This window comes from Bradyrhizobium sp. WSM471 (genome assembly GCF_000244915.1).
GTDB lineage: Bacteria > Pseudomonadota > Alphaproteobacteria > Rhizobiales > Xanthobacteraceae > Bradyrhizobium.
The window spans coordinates 3332678-3354704 of record NZ_CM001442.1; the positions used below are offsets into that span (position 1 = coordinate 3332678).

At 63.6% G+C, this 22027-nt stretch carries 21 protein-coding genes; 12 read left to right on the forward strand and 9 right to left on the reverse strand.

What is annotated here, in order from left to right; genetic code table 11:
* Window positions 1–132 precede the first annotated feature (132 nt).
* Window positions 133–270 (reverse strand): hypothetical protein, encoded by a 138-nt coding sequence (locus BRA471DRAFT_RS38850; RefSeq protein WP_007608347.1) that lies wholly within the window; start codon window positions 268–270, stop codon window positions 133–135.
* Window positions 271–548: 278 nt separating this feature from the next.
* Between BRA471DRAFT_RS38850 and BRA471DRAFT_RS14470 the strand changes: the two genes are divergently transcribed.
* Window positions 549–1880 (forward strand): Hsp70 family protein, encoded by a 1332-nt coding sequence (locus BRA471DRAFT_RS14470; protein WP_007608348.1) that lies wholly within the window; start codon window positions 549–551, stop codon window positions 1878–1880.
* Between the two features lie 227 nt (window positions 1881–2107).
* On the opposite strand, the gene BRA471DRAFT_RS14475 is transcribed toward BRA471DRAFT_RS14470, so the two are convergent.
* The 3 genes from BRA471DRAFT_RS14475 to pcaB all read right to left on the reverse strand — a co-directional run bounded on the left by BRA471DRAFT_RS14475 (window position 2108) and on the right by pcaB (window position 5215).
* Window positions 2108–2551: an SRPBCC family protein gene (locus BRA471DRAFT_RS14475; RefSeq protein ID WP_007608349.1), complete on the reverse strand. Its 444-nt coding sequence runs from the start codon at window positions 2549–2551 to the stop codon at window positions 2108–2110.
* Between the two features lie 264 nt (window positions 2552–2815).
* Window positions 2816–3805: a tripartite tricarboxylate transporter substrate binding protein gene (locus tag BRA471DRAFT_RS14485; protein WP_007608351.1), complete on the reverse strand. Its 990-nt coding sequence runs from the start codon at window positions 3803–3805 to the stop codon at window positions 2816–2818.
* 6 nt (window positions 3806–3811) lie between these two features.
* The gene (gene pcaB, locus BRA471DRAFT_RS14490; protein ID WP_007608353.1) at window positions 3812–5215 is read right to left on the reverse strand and encodes a 3-carboxy-cis,cis-muconate cycloisomerase; all 1404 of its coding nucleotides are present in this window, start codon (window positions 5213–5215) and stop codon (window positions 3812–3814) included.
* A gap of 672 nt (window positions 5216–5887) precedes the next feature.
* Here pcaB and BRA471DRAFT_RS14495 point away from each other — a divergent pair.
* The 3 genes from BRA471DRAFT_RS14495 (at window position 5888) to BRA471DRAFT_RS14505 (ending at window position 6717) form a co-directional block, all read left to right on the forward strand.
* Window positions 5888–6097 carry a cold-shock protein gene (locus BRA471DRAFT_RS14495; RefSeq protein ID WP_007593324.1) on the forward strand — a complete coding sequence of 70 codons (210 nt, stop codon included), beginning with the start codon at window positions 5888–5890 and terminating at the stop codon, window positions 6095–6097.
* 98 nt (window positions 6098–6195) lie between these two features.
* Entirely contained in the window at window positions 6196–6438 is a 243-nt protein-coding gene (locus tag BRA471DRAFT_RS14500; RefSeq protein ID WP_007608356.1) for a hypothetical protein, read from the forward strand.
* Between the two features lie 54 nt (window positions 6439–6492).
* The gene (locus tag BRA471DRAFT_RS14505; RefSeq protein WP_007608359.1) at window positions 6493–6717 is read left to right on the forward strand and encodes a hypothetical protein; all 225 of its coding nucleotides are present in this window, start codon (window positions 6493–6495) and stop codon (window positions 6715–6717) included.
* A gap of 67 nt (window positions 6718–6784) precedes the next feature.
* Here BRA471DRAFT_RS14505 and BRA471DRAFT_RS14510 read toward each other — a convergent pair whose 3' ends face one another.
* The 4 genes from BRA471DRAFT_RS14510 to BRA471DRAFT_RS14525 all read right to left on the reverse strand — a co-directional run bounded on the left by BRA471DRAFT_RS14510 (window position 6785) and on the right by BRA471DRAFT_RS14525 (window position 11190).
* A complete protein-coding gene (locus BRA471DRAFT_RS14510) occupies window positions 6785–6967 on the reverse strand; it encodes a hypothetical protein (protein ID WP_007608360.1) in 183 nt (60 codons plus the stop codon).
* A 374-nt stretch (window positions 6968–7341) separates the two neighbouring features.
* The gene (gene frc, locus BRA471DRAFT_RS14515) at window positions 7342–8619 is read right to left on the reverse strand and encodes a formyl-CoA transferase (protein WP_007608365.1); all 1278 of its coding nucleotides are present in this window, start codon (window positions 8617–8619) and stop codon (window positions 7342–7344) included.
* A 65-nt stretch (window positions 8620–8684) separates the two neighbouring features.
* Window positions 8685–10418, reverse strand: a complete 1734-nt coding sequence (oxc, locus tag BRA471DRAFT_RS14520; protein WP_007608367.1) for an oxalyl-CoA decarboxylase — start codon at window positions 10416–10418, stop codon at window positions 8685–8687.
* A 79-nt stretch (window positions 10419–10497) separates the two neighbouring features.
* Window positions 10498–11190 (reverse strand): GntR family transcriptional regulator, encoded by a 693-nt coding sequence (locus BRA471DRAFT_RS14525; protein ID WP_162496371.1) that lies wholly within the window; start codon window positions 11188–11190, stop codon window positions 10498–10500.
* A gap of 350 nt (window positions 11191–11540) precedes the next feature.
* Between BRA471DRAFT_RS14525 and BRA471DRAFT_RS14530 the strand changes: the two genes are divergently transcribed.
* The 8 genes from BRA471DRAFT_RS14530 to BRA471DRAFT_RS14565 all read left to right on the forward strand — a co-directional run bounded on the left by BRA471DRAFT_RS14530 (window position 11541) and on the right by BRA471DRAFT_RS14565 (window position 21537).
* The gene (locus BRA471DRAFT_RS14530; RefSeq protein WP_007608369.1) at window positions 11541–13670 is read left to right on the forward strand and encodes an acetate--CoA ligase family protein; all 2130 of its coding nucleotides are present in this window, start codon (window positions 11541–11543) and stop codon (window positions 13668–13670) included.
* A gap of 85 nt (window positions 13671–13755) precedes the next feature.
* Window positions 13756–14604, forward strand: a complete 849-nt coding sequence (locus BRA471DRAFT_RS14535) for an IclR family transcriptional regulator (RefSeq protein ID WP_007608370.1) — start codon at window positions 13756–13758, stop codon at window positions 14602–14604.
* A gap of 107 nt (window positions 14605–14711) precedes the next feature.
* Window positions 14712–15512 carry an NYN domain-containing protein gene (locus BRA471DRAFT_RS14540; protein WP_007608371.1) on the forward strand — a complete coding sequence of 267 codons (801 nt, stop codon included), beginning with the start codon at window positions 14712–14714 and terminating at the stop codon, window positions 15510–15512.
* Window positions 15513–15597: 85 nt separating this feature from the next.
* Window positions 15598–17400, forward strand: a complete 1803-nt coding sequence (locus BRA471DRAFT_RS14545; protein ID WP_007608372.1) for an adenine deaminase — start codon at window positions 15598–15600, stop codon at window positions 17398–17400.
* 151 nt (window positions 17401–17551) lie between these two features.
* Window positions 17552–19342, forward strand: a complete 1791-nt coding sequence (gene gcl / locus BRA471DRAFT_RS14550) for a glyoxylate carboligase (protein ID WP_007608373.1) — start codon at window positions 17552–17554, stop codon at window positions 19340–19342.
* 11 nt (window positions 19343–19353) lie between these two features.
* On the forward strand, window positions 19354–20139 hold the full coding sequence (gene hyi, locus BRA471DRAFT_RS14555; protein WP_007608374.1) for a hydroxypyruvate isomerase: 786 nt from the start codon (window positions 19354–19356) through the stop codon (window positions 20137–20139).
* A gap of 12 nt (window positions 20140–20151) precedes the next feature.
* Complete coding sequence (locus tag BRA471DRAFT_RS14560; RefSeq protein WP_007608375.1) at window positions 20152–21039, forward strand: 2-hydroxy-3-oxopropionate reductase; 888 nt, start codon at window positions 20152–20154, stop codon at window positions 21037–21039.
* Between the two features lie 114 nt (window positions 21040–21153).
* A complete protein-coding gene (locus tag BRA471DRAFT_RS14565; RefSeq protein WP_007608376.1) occupies window positions 21154–21537 on the forward strand; it encodes a DUF1236 domain-containing protein in 384 nt (127 codons plus the stop codon).
* A gap of 42 nt (window positions 21538–21579) precedes the next feature.
* Here the strand turns inward: BRA471DRAFT_RS14565 and BRA471DRAFT_RS14570 are convergent, their stop codons facing one another.
* Window positions 21580–21957: an antibiotic resistance protein VanZ gene (locus BRA471DRAFT_RS14570; RefSeq protein ID WP_007608377.1), complete on the reverse strand. Its 378-nt coding sequence runs from the start codon at window positions 21955–21957 to the stop codon at window positions 21580–21582.
* Between the last annotated feature and the right edge of the window lie 70 nt (window positions 21958–22027).

Sequence of the window (22027 nt, forward strand, 5' to 3'; positions counted from 1 at the left end):
TTGCCCGGTTGCGGCTGTGACTCAGGACAGCACAAGTAGAAATGGCCCCGTCATCCGGGGCCATTCATCAAAAGTAGTATGCGAGCTGATCTAAAACCGTGCCGGTGCGCGGCGGCGCGGGAGGGGGCCGGCTTAGAGGCCGAAGCGCGGCAGGTCGCCGTTGTGATTCGAGATCTTGGCGCTCGCCATCAGGAGGCGGTCGATCGTGGCCATCAGGCGGGCGAACAGCGAGGAGGAGGGCGCGAGAGCGACGGAAGCGGTCTTGGACATCGGAAATACCTTTCTTGAGACGGTCAGCAGTGCTGTCTCATTTCGAAGGGCAATCTATGTATACCAGATGCCAATGTCTATGCATGCCATTGCATAGCAGCATTTAGCTCTTCGCATTGCAGCATAACAATCCGTTAAATTGGCCGATTTGAGCGGGATGTGCCCAAACCCCGCCGAAACTGAACCATTGGCCGCCGATCTCCAAAAACGGAGCCTTGGCAGCGGCGTACGGAGCCGCTAGTGGTCTGCCCCCTTCCAATCATCTGTCAGAGTGGTTCATGTCGAGCGCCTCGCCCGCCGTCTCGATCGGCATCGATTTTGGGACCAGCAACACGGTCGTGGCCCTTGCGGCGGACGACCGCCGGGTCGAGGCCATCCGCTTCGACCATGGCGGACAACGCCACAGCGTCTTCGTGTCGGCGCTGTGCTTCTGGGAGGACCGGCCGGGAGCCGGCGCCCAGGCCGAAGGCGGCCCGTGGGCGATCGAGCAGTTCCTCGAAGGCCGCCATGTCTACCGCTTTCTCCAGTCGTTCAAGACCTTTGCCGCGAGCTCCAGCTTCAACACCACCCAGGTGTTCCGGCAGCGCTTCAAGTTCGAGGATATTCTGGCGGCGTTCCTGCGGACGCTGGCGCGCCATGGCGGCGATAAATTCGGGTTCGAGACGTCCACCATCACGGTCGGCCGTCCGGTGCGCTTCGCCGGCGGCAATCCCGACGAGGCGCTGGCGATGCAGCGCTACCGGGCCGCGTTCGAGCGCCTTGGCGCCGGCCACGCCCGCTACGTCTACGAACCCGTGGGCGCCGCGTTCTCCTTCGCCCGCCGGCTGGAGCGCGACGCGACCGTGCTGGTCGCGGATTTTGGCGGCGGCACCAGCGATTTCTCGGTGATGCGGTTCTCACGTGCCGGCGGCGCCTTGCGCGCCGAGCCGCTCGGCCATGCCGGCATCGGGATTGCGGGCGACACGTTCGATTACCGCATCGTCGATCACGTCGTCTCGCCGCGGCTAGGCAAGGGCTCGAGCTTCCGGTCGTTCGACAAGGTGCTGCCGATCCCCACCGGCCACTATACCAATCTCGCGCGCTGGCATCAGCTCGCGATGATGAAGAGCAACGGCGACCTGCGCGAGCTCCGGGAGCTTGCGCGCACCGCGGTGAAGCCGGCTCTGCTCGAGGATTTCATCACCATCGTCGATCTCGACCTCGGCTTTTCGTTGTACCGCGCGGTGTCCGACGCCAAGGTCGCGCTGTCGGCGCAGGACCAGGTGGAGTTCCGTTTCAAAGGCGGCGGGGTGGACATCGGCTCGACCATCACACGGAAGAATTTCGAAGCCTGGATCGCCGACGATATCGCGAGGCTCGGCGCCACCGTCGACAAGGTGCTGGGCGAAGCCGGCATCACCGCGCGCGAGATCGAGAAGGTGTTTTTGACCGGCGGCACGTCCTTCGTGCCGGCCGTTCGAAAACTGTTCGCCGAGCGGTTCGGCAACGAACGGCTGATGTCGGGCGATCAGTTCGAGTCGATCGCCTACGGCCTTGCTTTGATCGGGCATAGCCCGGACCCCGATCGCTGGACCGCAAGCGGCGGCATTGCGCCGAGGGCGGGCGCGTAGGCTCGCTGAGATGACACTTGATCGCTGGTCCCGTTCGTGAGCTGGCCATCGCACTTGGCGACCGTTTCGGCGGCCCATCCTTCGAGACGCCCGCCTTTGGCGGGCCCTCAGGATGAGGTCGGAATATGTGGCCGCAGTCTTGACGAACGCTGTTGCCGCTAGCCTCATCCTGAGGAGACCGCGGAGCGGTCGTCTCGAAGGACGAGGCGCTCGCTCCGCTTCGGTCGCTATTGCTTGATCTCAGGCTCGACGAGCTTCGCCAGATTGCGCAGCGATTCCTGCCAGCCGAGATAGCAAGCCTCCGGCGGGATGACGTCGGGGATGCCGGCCTGCGTGATATTCACCTCGGTGCCGACGGATACTTTCTTCAGAATCACGGTGACCTGGATCTCGCCCGGCAGATTGGGGTCGTCGAACCTGTCGGTGTAGCGGAGACGTTCGCCGGGGACGAGCTCGAGATATTCGCCGCCGAAGGCGTGGCTGTTGCCTGTCGTGAAGTTGCGGAACGACATCTTGAACGTGCCCCCGACCTTCGGCTCGAAATGATGGACGGTGCAGGTGAAGCCGTTCGGCGGAAGCCATTTTGCCAGCGCATCCGCCTCCAGGAAGGCGCGATAGACTTTCTCAGGGCTGGTCGTCAAAACACGGTGCAGGCGGACAGTGCTGGGCATGATCATTCTTCCTCGTAATTGCCGGGCTCGACGTCGGCGTCTATTGCCCGTTCATGTCCAAGATGACGAAGGAGATACCCCCGATCCGACAGGGCGTTTCGAATTTTTTGATGGATGACTGGCAGACTGCCGCCACGTCCTGCGGCGTCATGGTGAACGCGAGACTGTAGCCGGGGATCGTCGGATTGTTCCGTCGGCCTGCGGTGTGAAGCGCCGACGGCGAAAGCTGGCCGGCGATCACGCGCTCGACTGCATCGGTTGCACTTATTGATCGAGTCGGATCTGCGCGGTTTTGACAATGTCCTGCCAACGCGCGATCTCTTCGGTCATCCGCCGCTTGAGCGGTTCGGGGCCTCGCTGGTCCGGCGGTGGCAGGATCAAGCCTACCAGTTCGAGCCGTTTCCGCACGCCGTCATCGTCGAGCGCTGAGCGAAGCGCATCCGAGAACCGGTCGCGAATGGCGTCAGGGGCGCCTTTCGGCAGGTAGAACGCGAACCAGCTCGATGCGACAAACTGTGGAAGCCCTGCTTCCCTGGCCGTCGGTGTGTCCGGCAATTGCGGAACACGTGCGGCGGCCGAAACGGTCAGAAAATGCAGATTGTTGTCACCCAGGAAGGGAAGAACGTCGCCCAACAGTCCACAACTGAAGTCGCTGCGGCCCGCGACCAGGTCGGTCATCGCCAGCGCTGATCCTCGATATGGCACCTCCACCGGTTTGAATCCGATCACGGAGGTGAACAGCAGACAACTGATGTGGCTGATCGAACCGACACCCGCATGGCCCAAGGTGAGGTCCGGGCCACGCGCCTTGGCGATCGCGATGAACGACGCCATGCTATCTGCGGCGAGGTCGCGGCGAACGACGACGAGGATCGGCGTTTCGGCGACCAGGCCAATCGGCGTGAAATCAACCAGCGGGTCGTAACGGAGGTTCGGATACAGCGCGACCGATGCCGCATGCGTCCCGACGTGACCGCTGACGAGCGTATAACCGTCGGGCGCGCTTTTCGCGACGCGCGCTGAGCCGGTCGTGCCGCCCGCCCCGGCGACGTTCTCGACAATGATCGGCTGCCCGAGTTTTCGCGCCATGTGTTCGGACACGATCCGGCTCATCACGTCATTGGGGCCGCCAGCCGCGAACGGGACGACCAACGTGATCGGCCGTGACGGGAACGGCGACTCGGCCTGTGCCGCATTCAATAGCGTCAGCACCGCGGCTGCGACGAGGGCCGTGTGCTTGCGTTTCAGAATCATATGGCCTCACTCCGCATCGATGGCATCGCCTTGCACCGCATTGGCCGGTCGATCGGCACAGGCCGCGAGGACACGGTCGACCTCACGGCCGGACAGGCCGATGTATCGAGCCGGGTCCGCGGCCGCCTCGATCTCATGGGGCGCGATGTGGGCCGTCACGGCCGGATCTCGCGAAAGGCTCTGGGCTAGTGTCAGGCCCGAAGCGATGGCGTGCGTGCATGCCGCACCCACCATTTCGTGCGCATGATGGCGCCCGACGTGCGGAGCCAGCGCCATCATGACGGCCTCGGCGGCGATGAGCCCCTGTGTCCGCCCAAGATTGGCCTGCATCGCATCGGGTCTGACGACCAGTCCGCTGCAGAGGCGAACAGCGTTGTCCATGGCCCGAGAGACCAGCACGAACGCTTCCGGCAGCAACAACCATTCGGCTTGCCACGGTCCCGTCGCCCGTTCGTGGTCGTGGACCGAAGCGTCGAGCATGGCGCTTGCCAGCCGGCGCAGCGACGGTCCGGTGCTGAGAATTTGCTCGCAGATGATCGGGTTGCGCTTGTGCGGCATGGTGCTGGAGGCGCCATGGCCTTGGCCGCCTGGCTCCAGCACTTCGCCGACCTCGGTCTGCGCCATCAACACGACATCGGTCGCGATCTTGCTCAGGGTCGCCGAGATCAGGCCAAGCAGGCAAACCGTCTCGGCCAAGCCGTCGCGTGCGGCATGCCATGCCACCAGGGGCTCGCCGAGTCCGAGTTCGCGGGCCAGTGCAGCGCGGACGCTGTCGCCATCGTCGCCGAGCGATGCGAAAGTGCCGACCGCACCGCCGAATTGGACCTGAAGGACTCTTGGTTTGAGTTCGGCGAGACGTTGCCGGTGGCGCAGCAGGCCCGACAGCCAGACGGAAACCTTGAACCCGAAGGTGATCGGGATCGCGTGTTGAAGCTTGGTCCTGCCGACCATGGGCGTATCGCGATGGGTACGCGCCAGATCCGCAAGCGTCGATATCAGGCGCTCCAGATCGCGGTGGATGAGCTCGAGCGCGTCGCGTATCTGCATCACGAGCGCGGTGTCCATGATGTCCTGACTCGTGGCGCCCCAATGGACGAATTCGCCATGGGGTTCGCCGGTGAGCCGGATCAACTGCTCAACCAGATTCACGACCGGCAAGCCGGCGCGCAAAGTGCCCGCGGCCAATTCATTGAGATCGAGTAGTTCAGTCCGCGCAGCGGAGGCGATCGCAGCAGCAGCCTCGGCAGGGATCACGCCGAGCTGCCCTTGAACCTTCGCCAGCGCGACCTCGACCAGAACCATGGCCTCAAGTGAATTGCGCTCACTGAAAATAGCGCGCATCGGGGCGGTGCTGAAGATATCGGCGAGGTGACGGCTGCTGAAGACCGTTCCGGGCTCGAAACTCAGCATGGCCGTGTCGCGATCATGGATGATCGAACGCGCGCGCGTTCAAACCAGCCGGCAAGCCTCAATCCGAGCTCATGAATGGCGACTCTTACCTTGCGGGCGTAAGGCGACGTCTGATTAAAAAATAGCCGCATCGGTCGGTATCGGTCCCTCCGTCGTCGCGCTCCATTGCGCGCCGTACGACTTGGCATCGATCAAGCCTAGGTTACCCCCTCGTTTTGCAAAAATGCATTATTGCGATACATGCGTTCTGAATTGGAGAACGCCGTCGAGCGCCCCCAAATACTCTGAATTCGGATATGGCGGCGTGTCATCTCGGGTTGCAGATCGTCGCCGAGAAAATCAGAGCCGCTACGAAAGCTTCATCGGACGCAATCTGGTATCGCTGCGGTGGAGCCGACGCATGTGGCGCTCGGCAGCCCTCCCAGAGCAGCTGGCGGCGAACGATCAGTGCCCGGTAGCGTGGCGTCATGGCCGTAGCGCCGGGCTCCCGAGGCGTTAAATTCGGTCAAGCCTTGCAAATGGAGAGGATGAGGTATACGTTGAGGCTGTTCGTTCAGCCGCTGTGCCTTGTTGAATGCGCCCGCGGGCTCCTTTTCCATAGACATCGACGAATAGAATTTGTTCTGCGTGACGATCACGCGGAACCTGCGCGTATGCGCTTTGGAGAAGAAAATGACGACAGGTACTGTGAAGTGGTTTAACGGCCAGAAGGGCTTTGGATTCATTCAGCCGAACGACGGCGGCAACGATGTGTTCGTTCACATCAGCGCGGTCGAGCGGGCTGGTCTTGCAGGTCTCGCTGAAGGCCAAAAGGTCAACTTCGAGCTCAAGACCGACAAGATGCGGGGCAAGGTCAGCGCTGAGAATCTCTCGCTGGCCTAAAGCCTTGGTGCCGTTTCACGGATGTACTGAAACGGCCATGCCACCCGCTCGATCCCAGGATTGAGCGGGTTTTTGTCCGTTGCAGAGCAGGGTGAATAATGAGCGCCAAGAGACCGGCCGAACCGTCACCCGAAAGCATCGCGCGTTCTAACCGTCAGCGTTTGGCCGCTGAGGAGGGCGCCCGGGCGATGGTGGATGTTGGAAAGCAAGCCGTCGATGTTCGCAAGAACATGGCGCGGCTTCGAGAGCTGCGCGAAGCCAAGGAAGCGGCAGACGCCGCCCTTCAGGCATCCTTGCCTCCGGTCACCCCGACGAAGCGCAAGAAGAAGGTGACGCCATAGCCGCCTTCCATTGCGCCGACGACAACTCGGAGAGGGCCGATCACATGCCAAAGAGTGCGGGTCGTGCCTAGAATCAAGTTGGATGGCGGTGGCACCATCACCTTCTTTCTCGCGCTTGGCGCGGGACGACAGATGTGCCGTCTTGCGACGACCTTCCTGACGCAGAAGCAGGCTTTCAGTTATCTTCGCAAGAATCGGACCGAGTTCGAGCGCATGGCGCGGGCGCAGCTCGCTTCTGGTGCAGTCGAAGACGGAATCGTCGTGCTCTCGATGCTGTAGGGACGGGCGCGGATTTCGGCGCCGCGCCCTAAGGGCAATCCGCGGTCGCAGTCTGGGACCGACGCTCTTATTCGGAGCCGCTTCCCGGCTTCGCCTCCCGGGCCAATCGCTCCGCCTTCAGCCGTTCGCGATTCTCGTTGAAGGAGTTCTGGTCCTTCGCATAGTCATTGATCGGCTTCTGCGTTGTCGCCGGCTTGAACGCCTTGTTGGCTTCACGCTTGGCGCGATCAGAGGATTGATCTTTCGACATTTGAGCTCTCAAATTTGATCAACGAGCGTGGTCCTGGCGAGCGCCGGATGCGACGCCGCCCGTGCCTGAACTGAAGGGCCGACTTGCCACCCTCGGAAGCGAAGGCAACCAGTTCTTCTGCGTGGGGCAGGTTCTTTGCGAGGCGTGCTGCACTCGCTGTGGAGATGGCATGCTGACATTTCGGGCATGCTCGCATTTCCGGGAGCACGCCGGTCGAGGGGGTAACGGCCGGCCACCGCATCTGTTCCTCGCGAACCAATCTTTAATCCAGCCTTGGCGGCGCGGCAAGCGCGCCGATCGTGCGATGCAGCCTTTGCGCGGCAACAAAAAGGCCGCCGAAGCGGGCGGCCTTTCGGGTCGTGAGATAAGCCCGCTTACTCGGCGGCCTGCTTTTGCGGCGGATCGAGCGCGCCGGACTTGTGGATATCGGCGACCTGATGGTCCGAGAAGCCAAGCACGGTGCGCAGGATCTCGTCGGTGTGCTCGCCGAGCAGCGGGGAGCGCTCCACCTCGCTCGGGGAGTCCGACAGCTTGATCGGGTTGCCGACCGAGATGTACTTGCCGCGGGTGGGGTGGTCGACCTCGACCACGGTGCCGGTCGCACGCAGCGACTGGTCCTCGGCGATCTCCTTCATCGACAGGATCGGTCCGCAGGGGATGTCGTCCTTGTTGAGGATTTCCATCGCCTCGAACTTCGTCTTCGTCATCGTCCACTGTTCGATACGGCCGAAAATCTCGTTCAGGCGCGGCAGGCGGACGGCCGGCTTGGCGTAGTTCGGATCGGTCTTCCAGGAGGGCTCACCGATCACGTCGCAGATCTTCTCCCAGACCGGGGCCTGCGTGATGAAGTAGATGTAGGCGTTCGGATCGGTCTCCCAGCCCTTGCACTTCAGGATGCGGCCGGGCTGGCCGCCGCCGGAATCGTTGCCAGCACGCGGTACGGCATCGCCGAACGGAATGCCTTCGCCGAACTGGCTGTATTCCTTGAGTGGACCATGGGCGAGGCGCTGCTGGTCGCGCAGCTTGACGCGCGCGAGGTTGAGCACGCCGTCCTGCATCGCAGCCGTCACCTTCTGGCCCTTGCCGGAATGGGTGCGCTGATAAAGTGCGGTAACGATGCCGAGCGCCAGATGCAGACCGGTGCCGCTGTCGCCGATCTGCGCGCCGGTCACCAGCGGCAGGCCGTCGCGGAAGCCGGTGGTGGAGGCGGCGCCGCCGGTGCACTGCGCGACGTTCTCATAAACCTTGCAGTCTTCGTACGGTCCGGGACCAAAGCCCTTGATCGAGGCGACGATCATCTTCGGGTTGATCGCCTGGATCTTCTCCCAAGGGAAGCCCATGCGGTCGAGCACGCCGGGACCGAAATTCTCGACCAGCACGTCGCATTTCTTGATGAGCTCGGTGAGGACTTCCTTGCCCTTGGGGTTCTTGGTGTCGAGCGTGATCGAACGCTTGTTGTGGTTGAGCATGGTGAAATACAGGCTGTCCACGTTCGGGATGTCCTGCAGCTGGCCGCGGGTGATGTCACCCACGCCCGGGCGCTCCACCTTGATCACGTCGGCGCCGAACCAAGCGAGCAACTGCGTGCAGGTCGGCCCGGACTGGACGTGGGTGAAGTCGAGAATGCGAACGCCCTCGAGCGCTTTTGTCATCGTGTTGCTCCGTACTCTGATCTACCCCTGCACCCGCAGGGACCTTATGGGTTGAAGGGGAGTGCTTACTTCTTCTTCTGCAGAACGCTCTGCGGATTGAGGTTGCCGATGCGGCCGCTCTCGGAACCGGCTGCCGGATCGATCACGGCGTTGATGAGCGTCGGCTTGCCCGAGGCCATGGCTTCGTTGACGGCGCGCTTGAGCTCGTCCGGTGAGGTCGCGTTCACGCCGACGCCGCCGAAGGCTTCCATCATCTTGTCGTAGCGCGCGCCCTTGACGAACACGGTCGTCGCCGGATCGGCGTTGGCGCCGTTGACGTCGGTGCCGCGATAGATGCCGTCATTGTTGAAGATCACGACGCAGATCGGCAGATTGTAGCGGCAGATGGTCTCCACCTCCATGCCGGAGAAGCCGAAGGCCGAGTCGCCTTCGACTGCGAGCACGGGATGGCCGGTCTCGAGAGCCGCCGCGATCGCCTGGCCCATGCCGATGCCCATCACGCCCCAGGTGCCGACGTCGAGACGCTTGCGTGGGCGATACATGTCGATGACGCCGCGGGCGAGGTCGAGCGTGTTGGCGCCCTCGTTGACGAGGATCGCCTCGGGATGATCCTTGATGACGTTCTTCAGCACGCCGAGCGCGCCGTGATAATCCATCGGCGATTTGTTGTTCATGAGCTTCGGCGCCATCTTGGCGACGTTCTCTTCGCGCTTGGTCGAAATCGCCTTGGTCCATTCGGCCGGCGGGGCGGTCCAGCCCGAAGCCATGGCCTGGTTGAAGGCGGAGACGACCGAGCCGATGTCGCCGACGACGGGCGCGACGATCTCGACGTTGGAGTCCATCTCGCGCGGTTCGATGTCGACCTGGATGAACTTCTTGGGCGCTTCGCCCCAGTTCTTGCCCTTGCCGTGCGAGAGCAGCCAGTTCAGCCGGGCGCCGATCAGCAGCACGACGTCGGATTCTTTCAGCACCGTCGAGCGGGCGGCGCCTGCGCACTGCGGATGGGTGTCGGAGAGGAGGCCCTTGGCCATGCTCATCGGCAGGAAGGGGATGCCGCTCTTCTCGACGAAGGTCTTGATCTCCTCGTCGGCCTGCGCGTAGGCCGCGCCCTTGCCGAGGATGATGAGCGGACGTTTTGCGCTCTTCAAGACATCAAGCGCGCGCTTGATCGAAGCGGGCGAGGGGATCTGCGCGGGAGCCGCGTCGATCACCTTGACCAGCGACTTCTGGCCGGCATCGGCGTTCATCACCTGGCCGAACAGCTTTGCCGGCAGGTCGAGATAGACGCCGCCGGGACGGCCGGAGACGGCGGCACGGATGGCGCGGGCAAGCCCGATGCCGATGTCCTGGGCGTGCAGCACGCGATAGGCCGCCTTGCATAGCGGCTTGGCGATCGCGAGCTGGTCCATCTCTTCGTAGTCGCCCTGCTGGAGGTCGACGATCTCGCGCTCGGAGGAGCCCGAGATCAGGATCATCGGGTAGCAGTTGGTGGTGGCGTGCGCGAGCGCGGTGAGACCGTTGAGGAAGCCGGGCGCGGAGACGGTGAGGCAGATGCCGGGCTTCTTGGTGAGGTAGCCGGCGATGCCCGCCGCATAGCCGGCGTTCTGCTCGTGGCGGAACGAAATCATGCGAATACCGGCCGCCTGCGCCATGCGGCCCAAATCCGTGATCGGAATGCCCGGCACATTATAGATGGTATTGATGCCGTTCAGCTTGAGCGCGTCGATGACGAGATGAAAACCATCCGTCAGTTCCTGCTCGGTGCCCGGTGCTTCGGACTTGGTCGCGGTATTCAGCATGGGCCTTATCTCCCTGGTCTCAAGATGCCGCTTCAGGCTTTTGGGGGCGATGCCTCGCCCTTCTGGTGAACGTTGCTGGCTAGAAGAGTTCCTGGCCGTGCGCTTCGACGTAAGCGGCAAGGCCAAGGGTGTGATCGCGGGCGCGCTTCTCGGCGAGCTCGGTATCGCGCGCCTCAAGGGCTTCGATCATGCCGAGATGCTCGGGCAGCGACGTCGCGGTGCGGTCCTTGCGTCCGATGGTCAATTGCCGATATCCGCGCACGTGCAGCAGCAGGTCGTTGGTGAGATCGACCAGCACCGGTGATTCCGACAGCGAGATCAGCGCCTGGTGGAAGGCGATGTTGGCGCGCGAATATTCCTCGACGTGATCCTCGGGCAGGCGATCCTTGCCGAATTCCTTGAAGTAGTCGCGCAGGGCCGTGATGTCTTTCTTGCGCGCCGTGGCGGTGATGAGGCGGGCCGCCATGCTCTCCAGCGCCGCCCAAGCGCGGATCATGTCGACGATCTCGCTCTTGGTCCTGCGCACCACCATGATGCCGCGACGCGGAACCGTCTTCACGAAACCGTCCTGCTCGAGCATCGCGATGGCTTCGCGGATCGGCGTGCGGCTCACGCCCAGGCGCTCGGACAACGCGCGCTCGTCGAGCATCACCGGCTCGGGCGTCGAGTAGATGTCCATCTTGAGGATGGCTTCCTTCAAGGCGTCATACGCCTTGTTCTTGAAGCTACTCTCCGGGGCAATACGAACGATTGCGATATCTGCCTCGGCCATGTTCGGCAACGCCTTGGTTGGTTTCCGCAGTGACACGACGAATCTCCTCCAGTGGGAGTCGTCTTTTACAGGATTATTAACGGGAAAGTTTTTGGCATACCAAATACCAGAATGTCAAGCTGCCTATTTTTTGCAGCGTTCTAGGGTGCGCTGCAGCTTGACAAGTTGGCTTCTGGCATACCAAATGCCATCGCCAGCCATTTTTGATCCAAGCCGGCGGAGTAACACTCGGCTTTATGCCACTCCGTTCCGCGACATGGAACAGAGCGCGGCGAATGGAAAGCATCACGGGCAGCCGCCACACGCGCGCGCTTTGAGAAACGCAAGAACCAAGGTCAAGGGAGAGCCACATGTCCAATTCCAAAGATGCCGTCCGCAAGGTGCTTGACCAGGTCAAGGCGGACAAGCGCACCAGCCTGACCGCCCCGGAAGGCAAGCTGGTCTGCGACGCCTACGGCATTCCGGTGCCGAAGGAGGGTGTGGCGAAATCGGCCGGCGAGGCCGGCAAAATGGCCGCCTCGATGGGCTTTCCGGTGGTGATGAAGATCGTCTCGCCGGACATTCTCCACAAGACCGAAGCCGGCGGCGTCATCGTCGGGCTCAAGACGGCCGAGGACGCCGAGAAGGCTTACGAGACGATCCTATCCAACGCCAGGAAGTACAAGTCCGATGCCAAGATCGAGGGTGTCCAGGTGCAGCAGATGCTGGCCGGCGGCACCGAAGTGATCGTCGGCTCGATCACCGACGCCTCGTTCGGCAAGCTGGTGGCCTTCGGCCTCGGCGGCGTGCTGGTCGAAGTCCTGAAGGACATCACCTTCCGCCTCGCGCCCGCGACCAAGCAAGACGCACTGTCGATGCTCGACGGCATCCAGGCGCATGAAATTTTGAAGGGCGTTCGAGGCGGCGAGCCGGTGAACCGCACCGCGCTTGCGGATGTCATCGTCAAGGTCTCGCAGCTCGTCACCGATTTCCCTGAGATCGTCGAGCTCGATCTCAACCCGGTGTTCGCGACGGCCAAGGACGCGATCGCGGCCGACGTCCGCATCGTCGTCGACTTCGCTTACGTGCCCAAGCCGAAGCCGCGCCCGACCGAAGAGATCGTCGCGGCCATGAGCCGCATCATGCAGCCGAAGGCGGTTGCCGTGGTCGGCGCTTCGGCCGAAGACGGCAAGATCGGCAACTCCGTGATGAAGAACCTCATCAATGGCGGCTACAAGGGCGACATCTACCCGATCCATCCCAAGGCCGCCGAGATCCTCGGCTACAAGGCCTATAAGAGCGTCAAGGACGTGCCCGGCGTAATCGACACCGCGGTGTTCGCAATTCCCGCGAAGTTCGTGGCCGCGGCGCTGACCGAATGCGGCGAGAAGAAAATTCCCGGCGCGGTGCTGATCCCGTCGGGCTTCGCGGAAGCCGGCGCGCCGGAGCTCCAGGCCGAGATCGTCGAAGTCGGCAAGAAGTACGACATCCGCCTGATGGGACCGAACATCTACGGCTTCTATTATACGCCTGCCAATCTCTGCGCGACCTTCTGCACCGCCTATGACGTCAAGGGCCACGCGGCGCTGTCCTCGCAGTCGGGCGGCATCGGCATGGCCATCATCGGCTTCTCCCGTTCGGCCAAGATGGGCGTGTCGGCGATCGTCGGCCTCGGCAACAAGTCCGACATCGACGAGGACGATCTGCTCGCCTTCTTCGAGCAGGACCCGAACACCAACCTGATCGCGCAGCACTGCGAAGACCTCAAGGACGGCCGCGCCTTTGCGGAAGCGGCAAAGCGCGTTTCCAAGAAAAAGCCGGTCATCGTGCTCAAGGCCGGCCGCACCTCGGCCGGTGCGAAGGCGGCCTCGTCGCACACCGGCGCGCTCGCCGGTAACGACAAGATCTACGAGGACGTCCTGGCGCAGTCCGGCGTGATCCGCGCCCGTAGCTTGCGGCAGCTGCTCGAGTTCGCGCGCGGCGTGCCGGTGCTGCCGACGCCGAAGGGCGAGAACGTGCTGATCATCACTGGTGCGGGCGGCTCGGGCGTGCTGCTGTCGGACTCCTGCGTCGACAATGGCCTGTCGCTGATGGCGATGCCGGCGGATCTGGATGCGGCCTTCCGCAAGTTCATTCCCCCGTTTGGCGCGGCCGGAAATCCCGTGGACATCACCGGTGGCGAGCCGCCGATCACCTACGTCAACACCGTGAAGCTCGGCCTGACGGACGAGCGCATCCATTCGCTGATCCTCGGCTACTGGCACACCATCGTCACGCCGCCGATGGTGTTCGCCCGCAACATGGTCGAGGTGAAGAAGGAGATGGAGGCCAAGGGCTTCGTGAAGCCGATCGTCGCCTCCCTTGCCGGCGACGTCGAGGTCGAGGAGGCCGCCGAATATCTCTACCAGAACGGCATCCCGGCCTACGCCTATTCGACCGAGCTGCCGGTCGAGGTCCTCGGCGCCAAGTACAAATGGGCGCGCGGGGCAGGGCTGCTCTGAGCTACCACTTCACCTCTCCCCGCGCTTGCCCGCCGAAGGCTTGGCGAAGGCGGATGCGGGGAGAGGTGAGAACAGTCAGGTCGCGATGGGCAAGAACGTGATCCGGCGTAAATCTCTCAAGCCTCGATCGCCATCGGACGCCGATCACGACGCGCGCGACGGCGGCGTGCAGTCCGTCGATCGCGCATTGTCGATTCTCGAAACGTTGTCCGAGGATGACGAGGGCTATCGCCTCAGCGATCTCGCCGTCCGCACCGGGCTCTCCGCCTCGACCGTGCACCGCCTGCTGGCGACGCTGGAAAGCCGCCGCTTCGTGCAGTTCGACCGCGCCGAATCCAAATGGCATGTCGGCGTGCGCAGCTTCACGGTGGGCGCGAGCTTCGCGCGGCGGCGCAATTTCAGCGCCCAGGCCATCCCCTACTTGCGCAAGCTGCGCGATCTTACCCGCGAGACCGCCAATCTTGCCATGGTCGACGACGAGTTCATCATCGTGCTGACCCGCATGGAGAGCCGCGAGATCATGCGCTCGCTGACCCAGGTCGGCGGCCGCGTCCCCATGGTGACGTCGGGCGTCGGCAAGGCGGTGCTCGCGACCTATTCCGACGAGGACGTCGGCGCCGTAATCCGCCATCACGGCATGCCACGCCTGACCGAGAAATCCATCGTGCGACCGAGCGACCTGTTCAAGGAGCTCGAGAGCATCCGCAAGCAGGGTTTTGCGGTGGATGATGAAGAGGCTGAGATGGGCCTGCGCTGCGTCGCAGCCGTGGTCTCCAACGCACTTGGCGAGCCGTTGGCGGCGATCTCCGTCTCCGGCTTGACCAGCCGCGTCACCGACGCGCGGCTGCCGGAGATCGGCCGCGTGGTGCGCAAGGTCGCGGCGGAACTGACGGCTGCGCTCGGTGGTGTGACCCCGATCGTGAAGCCGGCCTGAGCCGGGTTCGCGGTCCGTCGTGGGTCGTTGAAGAAATCAGCTCTGGCGGCAATAGCCCCGACATCGGTATATCCGTCCACCGTTGTCGCGTCCTTTTGGGAAAAGTCATGCCGTCAGAGCTCCGTTCGCCCCGTCTCGCTGTCCTGATCGATGCCGACAATGCTTCGGCAAAGATCGCCGATGGACTGTTCGAGGAGATTGCCAAGATCGGCGAGGCGAGCGTTCGCCGCATCTATGGCGATTTTTCCAATGCCAGGTCGAGGGGCTGGGCCGACATCCTGTCCAAACACGCCATCATCCCGCAGCAACAGTTCGCCTACACGACGGGAAAGAATGCCTCCGACATCACCCTGGTCATCGACGCGATGGACCTGCTTCACAGCGGCCGGTTCGACGGTTTTTGCCTGGTGTCGTCGGACAGCGATTTTACCCGTCTGGCCGCCCGGATCCGGGAGCAGGGCATCGATGTCTTTGGGTTCGGCGAACAGAAGACGCCGGAGAGCTTCCGGCAGGCCTGCCGAAGGTTCGTCTACACGGAGAACCTGCTTCCCGCCCCGGCGAACACCCAGGACGCCGCCTCGCGATCGACCTCGCTTCAGCCGCTCGATGCCGCGACCCCCATCATCAAGAAGGTCATCACCCAGATGGAGAGCGAGGACGGCTGGGTGACGCTCGGGGAGGTCGGTCGCCAACTCGCCAATCTCGCGTCCGATTTCGATCCGAGAACGTTCGGCTTCCGCAAACTGAGTGACCTCGTGCGCAAGACGAATGCGTTCGAGATCGACGAGCAGAACGGGAGGTCGATGCGGATTCGGGTCAAGGCCGCTGCCGCAGCGGCCCCGAGACGACGGAACTCGCGCAGACCCGCGAGGTCAGGGGCGGCAGGCGCTTCGCCGCCTAAGGCGTAAGCAGGACGTGCCGTTATATTTGAGCTTGCCCGGTCGGGCGCAGGGCGTAACCATCGCAGGGCCATAACACCACGCGAGGGCTCCGATGACCAAACTTACCCGCTTCGCCGTCGCACCGCTGCATTCGATGACCCGGCGTCTAGCCGACGTGGCCTCGGCGCGTGTCGCGCCGGATCTCGTCGTCACGGGCGCGCGCGTGCTCTCGACCTATTCGGAGCGTATCCATGCGAGCCGCGAAATCTGGATCACCGGCGGCCGCATTGCGGCGGTGAAGCCGGCCGGTGCTGCGAAGAAAGTCTTCGGCGACGTGCCGGTTTACGATGCCGCCGGCGGCATCGTCGCGCCGGGGCTGGTCGATCCGCACATCCATATTGAATCCTCGATGGTGACGGCTTGCGCCTATGCCGAAGCGGCTCTGCTCAACGGCACCACCACGATCTTCTGCGACAGCCACGAGATCGGCAACGTGATGGACGTCGCTGGCGTCGAGGCGATGCTGGAGGACGCGCGCGAGGCGCCGTTGTCGATTTTTTTGACCGTGCCAAGCACGGTGCCGGCCACCTCAGCCGCACTCGAGACCGCGGGTGGCGATCTGACGCCCGATAAGATCGCCGGCCTGTTCGACCGTTGGCCCGAAGCCGTCGCGCTCGGCGAGAAGATGGATTTTGTACCTGTCACCATGGGCGACGAGCGCAGCCACGCCATCCTGGCCGCCGCCCTGAAGCGCGGGCGGCCGGTATCCGGTCACGTCTACGGCCGCGAATTCGTTGCGGCCTATGCGGCGAGCGGCGTCACCGACACCCATGAGGCGATCGACCGCGATATCGCCGACGATTTGCTCGATGCCGGCGTCTGGGTGTTCTTGCGAGGGGGACCGCCGACCACGCCCTGGCACTCGCTGCCGCAGGCGATCCGGACCATCACCGAACTCGGCGCTTCGCACAAGCGAACCGCCGTGTGCACCGACGATCGCGACGCCGATGATCTCCTGCTGTTCGGGCTCGACTGGGTGGTGCGCGAAGCCGTGAAGGCAGGGATGTCGCCGGAGCAGGCGTGGTCGATGGGCTCGCTGCATGGCGCGACGCGCTTCGGCATGGACAGCGATATCGGCGGGCTCGGCGGCGGCCGCCGCGCCGATCTGGTGGTGATGGACGATAATCTCAAGCCCCAATCGACCTGGTACGGCGGCGAGCTGGTGGTCGAGAACCGCAAGATCACGCCGCGGCTCGATCAGGCGTTGTCGCAGCGATATCAATACCCGCAGGCGGCCTACGCGACTGTGAAGCTGCCGGAGAAGCTGAAGCTGACGCCGGAACCGCCGGTGAAGGCCTGCACCGTCAACGCCATCAAGACCGCGTTGCCCGGCATCACGCTGATCCATGAGAAGATCGCGATCGAGCCGGCCAAGGATTGGCCGACGCTGTTTGCGCGCTACGGCCTGTGCTTCGTCACGGTGGTCGAGCGTCACGGCAAATCCGCCGGCAACGTCGCCTACGGCCTGTTGAAGGACTTTGGCCTCAAGCGCGGCGCGGTTGCCTCCAGCGTCGGGCACGACAGCCACAACATCATCGTTGCCGGCACCAACGAGGCCGACATGCAGGTCGCGGTGGCCGCCATCAAGGAGCAACAGGGCGCCGTCTGCCTCGTCGCCGAGGGCAAGGTGAGGGCGCTGGTGCCGCTGCCGATCGCTGGGCTCTTGTCCGACAAGCGCGTCACGGAGGTGGCGGAAGAGGTCAAGGTGCTGAAGAAGGAATGGGCGGAAGCCGGCTGCACCATCCCCTACATGGGCTTCAATCTGATTCCTCTATCGGTCATTCCGGAAATTCGTATCACCGACAAGGGCCTCGTGCTGGTGCCGCAGATGCAGCTGGCGCCGCTGTTCGAGTGATCGCTTTCACGGATATCTCGATCTAACCGATTGAGACCGCCGCGATTTTTCCGCGGCTGCCGCATCGTGGAAAATAAAATCGATATCGTTGAGTGCGGGGCTTGCACGCCTGATGATCTCGCTCGCTGACTCAACTCAAGCGAGGTCCGATATGGCGAAGATGCGAGCGATCGATGCGGCCGTCCGAATTCTGGAGAAGGAAGGCATCTCGACTGCCTTCGGCGTTCCCGGGGCCGCGATCAATCCGCTTTACTCGGCGCTGAAGAAGCGCGGCTCGATCCGCCATATCCTGGCGCGCCATGTCGAGGGTGCCTCGCACATGGCCGAGGGCTATACTCGGGCCAAGGCGGGCAACATCGGCGTCTGCATCGGAACCTCGGGGCCGGCGGGCACCGACATGATCACCGGGCTCTATTCGGCGATCGCCGATTCCATCCCGATCCTCTGTATCACCGGGCAGGCGCCGCGCGCGCGGCTCTACAAGGAAGATTTCCAGGCCGTCGACATCGAATCGATCGCAAAGCCCGTGACCAAATGGGCGGTGACGGTGCGCGAGCCGGCGCTGGTGCCGCGCGTGTTCAGCCAGGCGTTTCATGTCATGCGCTCAGGGAGGCCGGGACCGGTGCTGATCGACATGCCGCTCGACGTGCAGCTCGCCGAGATCGAGTTCGACGACGAGACCTACGAGCCGTTGCCGGTCTACAGGCCAACCGCGAGCCGCAAGCAGGTCGAGAAGGCGCTGGAAATGCTCAACGCCGCCGAACGGCCGCTGATCGTCGCGGGCGGCGGCGTGATCAATGCCGACGCCTCGGATCTGCTGGTGGAATTCGCCGAGATCGCCAACGTGCCGGTCGTGCCCACGCTGATGGGGTGGGGGGCCATCCCCGACGACCACGTGCTGATGGCCGGCATGGTCGGTCTTCAGACCAGCCACCGCTACGGCAATGCCACCATGCTCGAATCCGATTTCGTGCTCGGCATCGGCAATCGCTGGGCAAATCGCCACACCGGCTCGGTCGAGACCTACACCAAGGGTCGCACCTTCGTGCATGTCGACATCGAGCCGACCCAGATCGGACGCGTGTTCAATCCCGATCTCGGCATCGTCTCGGACGCGAAGGCCGCGCTCGAACTGTTCGTCACCGTCGCCAGGGAATGGCGCCGGTCAGGCAGGTTGCGCGAGCGCCAGGCGTGGCCCGCTTCTTGCCGCGACCGGAAGAGGACGATGTTGCGCAAGAGCCATTTCGACAACGTCCCGATCAAGCCCCAGCGCGTCTACGAGGAGATGACCAAGGCCTTTGGCCGTGACACCTGCTACGTTTCCGTGATCGGCCTGTCGCAGATCGCCGGCGCGCAGTTCTTGGGCGTCTACAAGCCGCGCAACTGGATCAATGCCGGGCAGGCGGGACCGCTCGGCTGGACGCTACCCGCGGCGCTCGGCGTGCGCGCGGCGTGTCCTGATCGCGACATCGTCGCGCTGTCCGGCGATTACGACTTCCAGTTCCTGATCGAAGAGCTCGCAGTCGGGGCGCAATTCAATCTGCCCTACATCCACGTCGTCGTGAACAATTCCTATCTCGGTCTGATCCGCCAGGCCCAGCGCGGCTTCGACATGGACTACCACGTCCAGCTCTCGTTCGAGAACATCAATGCGCCGGAGCTCGGCGGCTACGGCGTCGACCATGTCGCCGTGGCCGAGGGGCTCGGCTGCAAGGCGATCCGTGTCACCGATCCCAAGGATTCGCAGGCTGCGTTCGCGACCGCGCGCGAATGGATGGCGAAGTACCGCGTGCCTGTCGTAGTCGAGTTCATCCTCGAACGCGTCACCAACATCGCGATGGGCACGGAAATCGACAACATCGTCGAATTCGAGGAGGTGCTGGATCTGCCGCTCGACGAGGTCGCGACCGCGCGGCCCGGCGTGCTGCAGCCGGCGGAATAGGGAACAGCATCATGCCGAAATTCGCCGCAAACCTCACCATGCTTTTCAACGAAATGCCGTTCGTGGACCGCTTCGCCGCAGCCAAAGCGGCGGGCTTTTCCGGGGTCGAGTACCTCTTCCCCTATGAATTCGACAAGGCGCAGTTGCGCGAGCAGCTCGACAGCCATGGGCTGACGCAGGTGCTGCACAATCTGCCGGCCGGCAATTGGGCGGCAGGCGAGCGCGGCATCGCGATCCTGCCTGATCGTACCAGCGAGTTCAGGGACGGCGTGTTTCGCGCCATCGACTATGCCAAAGCGCTCGATTGCGAGCAGCTCAACTGTCTCGTCGGCATCGCGCCTGTCGATGCCGACCCGCGCGAGCTCAACGAAACGCTGGTCGGGAATCTGCGGTTTGCAGCGTCGACTCTGGCGCGCGAGAACATCAAACTTCTGGTCGAGCCGATTAACACGCTCGACATTCCCGGCTTCTTCCTCAGCGGCACCGAGCAGGCCGTGCAGCTGATCTCCGAGGTGCGCTCCAACAATCTGTTCATCCAGTACGACATCTATCACATGCAGATCATGGAGGGCGATCTCGCACGTACCATGCAGGAATATCTGCCGCAGATCGCGCATATCCAGCTCGCCGACAATCCCGGCCGCAACGAGCCCGGCACCGGCGAGATCAACTATCCCTTCCTGTTCCGCCATCTCGACGCGATCGGCTATCGCGGCTGGATCGGTTGCGAATACAAGCCGCGCACCACGACGCTGGAAGGCCTGTCCTGGCACGCCACGCAGACTTTCGAGACCTGAGGAAACGCTGACATGATCGACATCGGCTTTATCGGACTTGGCACCATGGGACGGCCGATGGCCGGCCATCTTCTGGCCGCAGGCCATCGCGTTCTCCTGCACGATGTCGGGCCGGTCGCACCCGAGCTGATCGCCGCCGGCGGCGTTGACTGCAAGTCAAGTAAGGAGGTCGCGGAGGAGGCGGATGCGGTCATCATCATGGTGCCGGATACCCCGCATGTGGAGGCCGTGCTGTTCGGTAACGACGGCGTCGCGGGCGGCATTTCCAAGGGCAAAATCGTGGTCGACATGAGCTCGATCTCGCCGCTGGCGACCAAGGAATTTGCGAAGAAGATCGAGGCGCTCGGCGCGGATTATCTCGACGCCCCGGTGTCAGGCGGGGAGGTCGGTGCCAAGGCGGCAAGCCTCACCATCATGGTCGGTGGGCCCGAACGCGCCTTCAACACCATGAAGCCGATCTTCGACCGGATGGGAAAGAACGTCACCCGGGTCGGCGCCAATGGCGATGGTCAGACGACGAAGGTCGCCAACCAGATCATCGTCGCGTTGACGATCGAAGCGGTCAGCGAAGCGCTGCTGTTCGCGTCGAAAGCCGGTGCGGATCCGGCGCTGGTGCGGCAGGCCCTGATGGGCGGCTTTGCGTCGTCGCGGATTCTAGAAGTGCATGGTGAGCGCATGGTGAAGCGCAATTTCGATCCCGGTTTCCGCATCGAGCTGCACCAGAAGGATCTCAACCTCGCGCTTGAAGGCGCCCGCGCGCTCGGCCTGTCGCTGCCGAGCACGGCAGTGGCGCAGCAATTGTTCTCGTCTTGCACCGCGCATGGTGGCAAGGGCTGGGATCACTCGGCGATGGTGCGGGCGCTGGAACTGATGGCGGGGCACGAGATCGCCGCGGCCTGAACTGTTACCGGGTAACAGTCTCCGTTGTGGTTCTGCCTGGATCCGGCGGGGAACCGGAACAATGATCCGGCCCGGCGGTTGAAGGCGCACAACAATCACTGGAGACATAAGCACATGAAAACCCGTCTTGCGATTTCGTTGGTTGCCGCGTCGCTGCTGGCGTCCAGTGCGGCCTTTGCTCAGTCGACGACCGAACAGGGCGCCAGGAACGGCGCACGCGCGGGCGGCGACATCGGCGGCCCGGTCGGAGCGATGGTCGGTGGTACCGTCGGTGCGGCGGTCGGCGCTGGTCTGGAAATCCCGAATGCGATCCTCGGCGGAATTCCGCGCGACGATTCCGTCGTGGTCCACGAGCGCGTCGTGGTCGGCGAGCCCCTGCCGCCGACCGTGGTGCTGCGGCCCGTGCCGAATTACACCGAATATCGCTATGCAGTCGTGAACGATCGCCGCGTCATCGTGGAGCCGCGCACCCGCCGCGTCGTCAAGATCATCGACTGATCGATCAGAGCGTGAGCTTTGAAGAGACGGCCCTGCGGAGCGTCACTCCGCGGGGCCTTGGCTCGTCAGGGCCGAATTTGCACGAAACCGCGTCATGGCCCAATCGGTGATGGCTGCCAGCGCGAAGCCGACGCAGGTGGTGCCGGCATCGACCAGAAAGTCCTCCAACCGCGCATGCCGTCCCGGTGCCCAGAATTGCATCAGTTCGAGCAGGCCGATCAGCACCACGGCGATCGCCGTGGCCGACAGGCGGCGGCGCGGATAGGCGAGGCCGAAGGCTAGTCCCACCAGGACGAAGGCAAGGGCATGTTCGCCGTCCTGGCCAAGGTCGGAATGGGGCCGCAGGCCGGGCGGACCGAGGGTTGCAAAGGCGACGGCGGCGGCAAGCAGCCAGGCAGAGGAGCGAACCAAAATGGACATTCGCACCGCTTAGCACGGATTGCAGCCGCCTGCCGAGGCGCCAGGATCAGATCGCCGTGTAGTTAATGAC

Excerpts from the sequence above, each read along its gene's own strand:
- gcl (WP_007608373.1), top strand. The coding sequence starts at position 17,552 with ATGGCGAAGATGCGAGCGATCGATGCGGCCGTCCGAATTCTGGAGAAG.
- oxc (WP_007608367.1), bottom strand. The coding sequence starts at position 10,418 with ATGCTGAATACCGCGACCAAGTCCGAAGCACCGGGCACCGAGCAGGAA.
- BRA471DRAFT_RS14530 (WP_007608369.1), top strand. The coding sequence starts at position 11,541 with ATGTCCAATTCCAAAGATGCCGTCCGCAAGGTGCTTGACCAGGTCAAG.
- BRA471DRAFT_RS14525 (WP_162496371.1), bottom strand. The coding sequence starts at position 11,190 with ATGGCCGAGGCAGATATCGCAATCGTTCGTATTGCCCCGGAGAGTAGC.
- BRA471DRAFT_RS14540 (WP_007608371.1), top strand. The coding sequence starts at position 14,712 with ATGCCGTCAGAGCTCCGTTCGCCCCGTCTCGCTGTCCTGATCGATGCC.
- frc (WP_007608365.1), bottom strand. The coding sequence starts at position 8,619 with ATGACAAAAGCGCTCGAGGGCGTTCGCATTCTCGACTTCACCCACGTC.
- BRA471DRAFT_RS14560 (WP_007608375.1), top strand. The coding sequence starts at position 20,152 with ATGATCGACATCGGCTTTATCGGACTTGGCACCATGGGACGGCCGATG.
- BRA471DRAFT_RS14495 (WP_007593324.1), top strand. The coding sequence starts at position 5,888 with ATGACGACAGGTACTGTGAAGTGGTTTAACGGCCAGAAGGGCTTTGGA.
- BRA471DRAFT_RS14545 (WP_007608372.1), top strand. The coding sequence starts at position 15,598 with ATGACCAAACTTACCCGCTTCGCCGTCGCACCGCTGCATTCGATGACC.
- BRA471DRAFT_RS14565 (WP_007608376.1), top strand. The coding sequence starts at position 21,154 with ATGAAAACCCGTCTTGCGATTTCGTTGGTTGCCGCGTCGCTGCTGGCG.
- BRA471DRAFT_RS38850 (WP_007608347.1), bottom strand. The coding sequence starts at position 270 with ATGTCCAAGACCGCTTCCGTCGCTCTCGCGCCCTCCTCCTCGCTGTTC.
- BRA471DRAFT_RS14535 (WP_007608370.1), top strand. The coding sequence starts at position 13,756 with ATGGGCAAGAACGTGATCCGGCGTAAATCTCTCAAGCCTCGATCGCCA.
- BRA471DRAFT_RS14470 (WP_007608348.1), top strand. The coding sequence starts at position 549 with ATGTCGAGCGCCTCGCCCGCCGTCTCGATCGGCATCGATTTTGGGACC.
- BRA471DRAFT_RS14485 (WP_007608351.1), bottom strand. The coding sequence starts at position 3,805 with ATGATTCTGAAACGCAAGCACACGGCCCTCGTCGCAGCCGCGGTGCTG.
- BRA471DRAFT_RS14510 (WP_007608360.1), bottom strand. The coding sequence starts at position 6,967 with ATGTCGAAAGATCAATCCTCTGATCGCGCCAAGCGTGAAGCCAACAAG.
- BRA471DRAFT_RS14475 (WP_007608349.1), bottom strand. The coding sequence starts at position 2,551 with ATGCCCAGCACTGTCCGCCTGCACCGTGTTTTGACGACCAGCCCTGAG.
- BRA471DRAFT_RS14500 (WP_007608356.1), top strand. The coding sequence starts at position 6,196 with ATGAGCGCCAAGAGACCGGCCGAACCGTCACCCGAAAGCATCGCGCGT.
- BRA471DRAFT_RS14570 (WP_007608377.1), bottom strand. The coding sequence starts at position 21,957 with ATGTCCATTTTGGTTCGCTCCTCTGCCTGGCTGCTTGCCGCCGCCGTC.
- hyi (WP_007608374.1), top strand. The coding sequence starts at position 19,354 with ATGCCGAAATTCGCCGCAAACCTCACCATGCTTTTCAACGAAATGCCG.
- pcaB (WP_007608353.1), bottom strand. The coding sequence starts at position 5,215 with ATGCTGAGTTTCGAGCCCGGAACGGTCTTCAGCAGCCGTCACCTCGCC.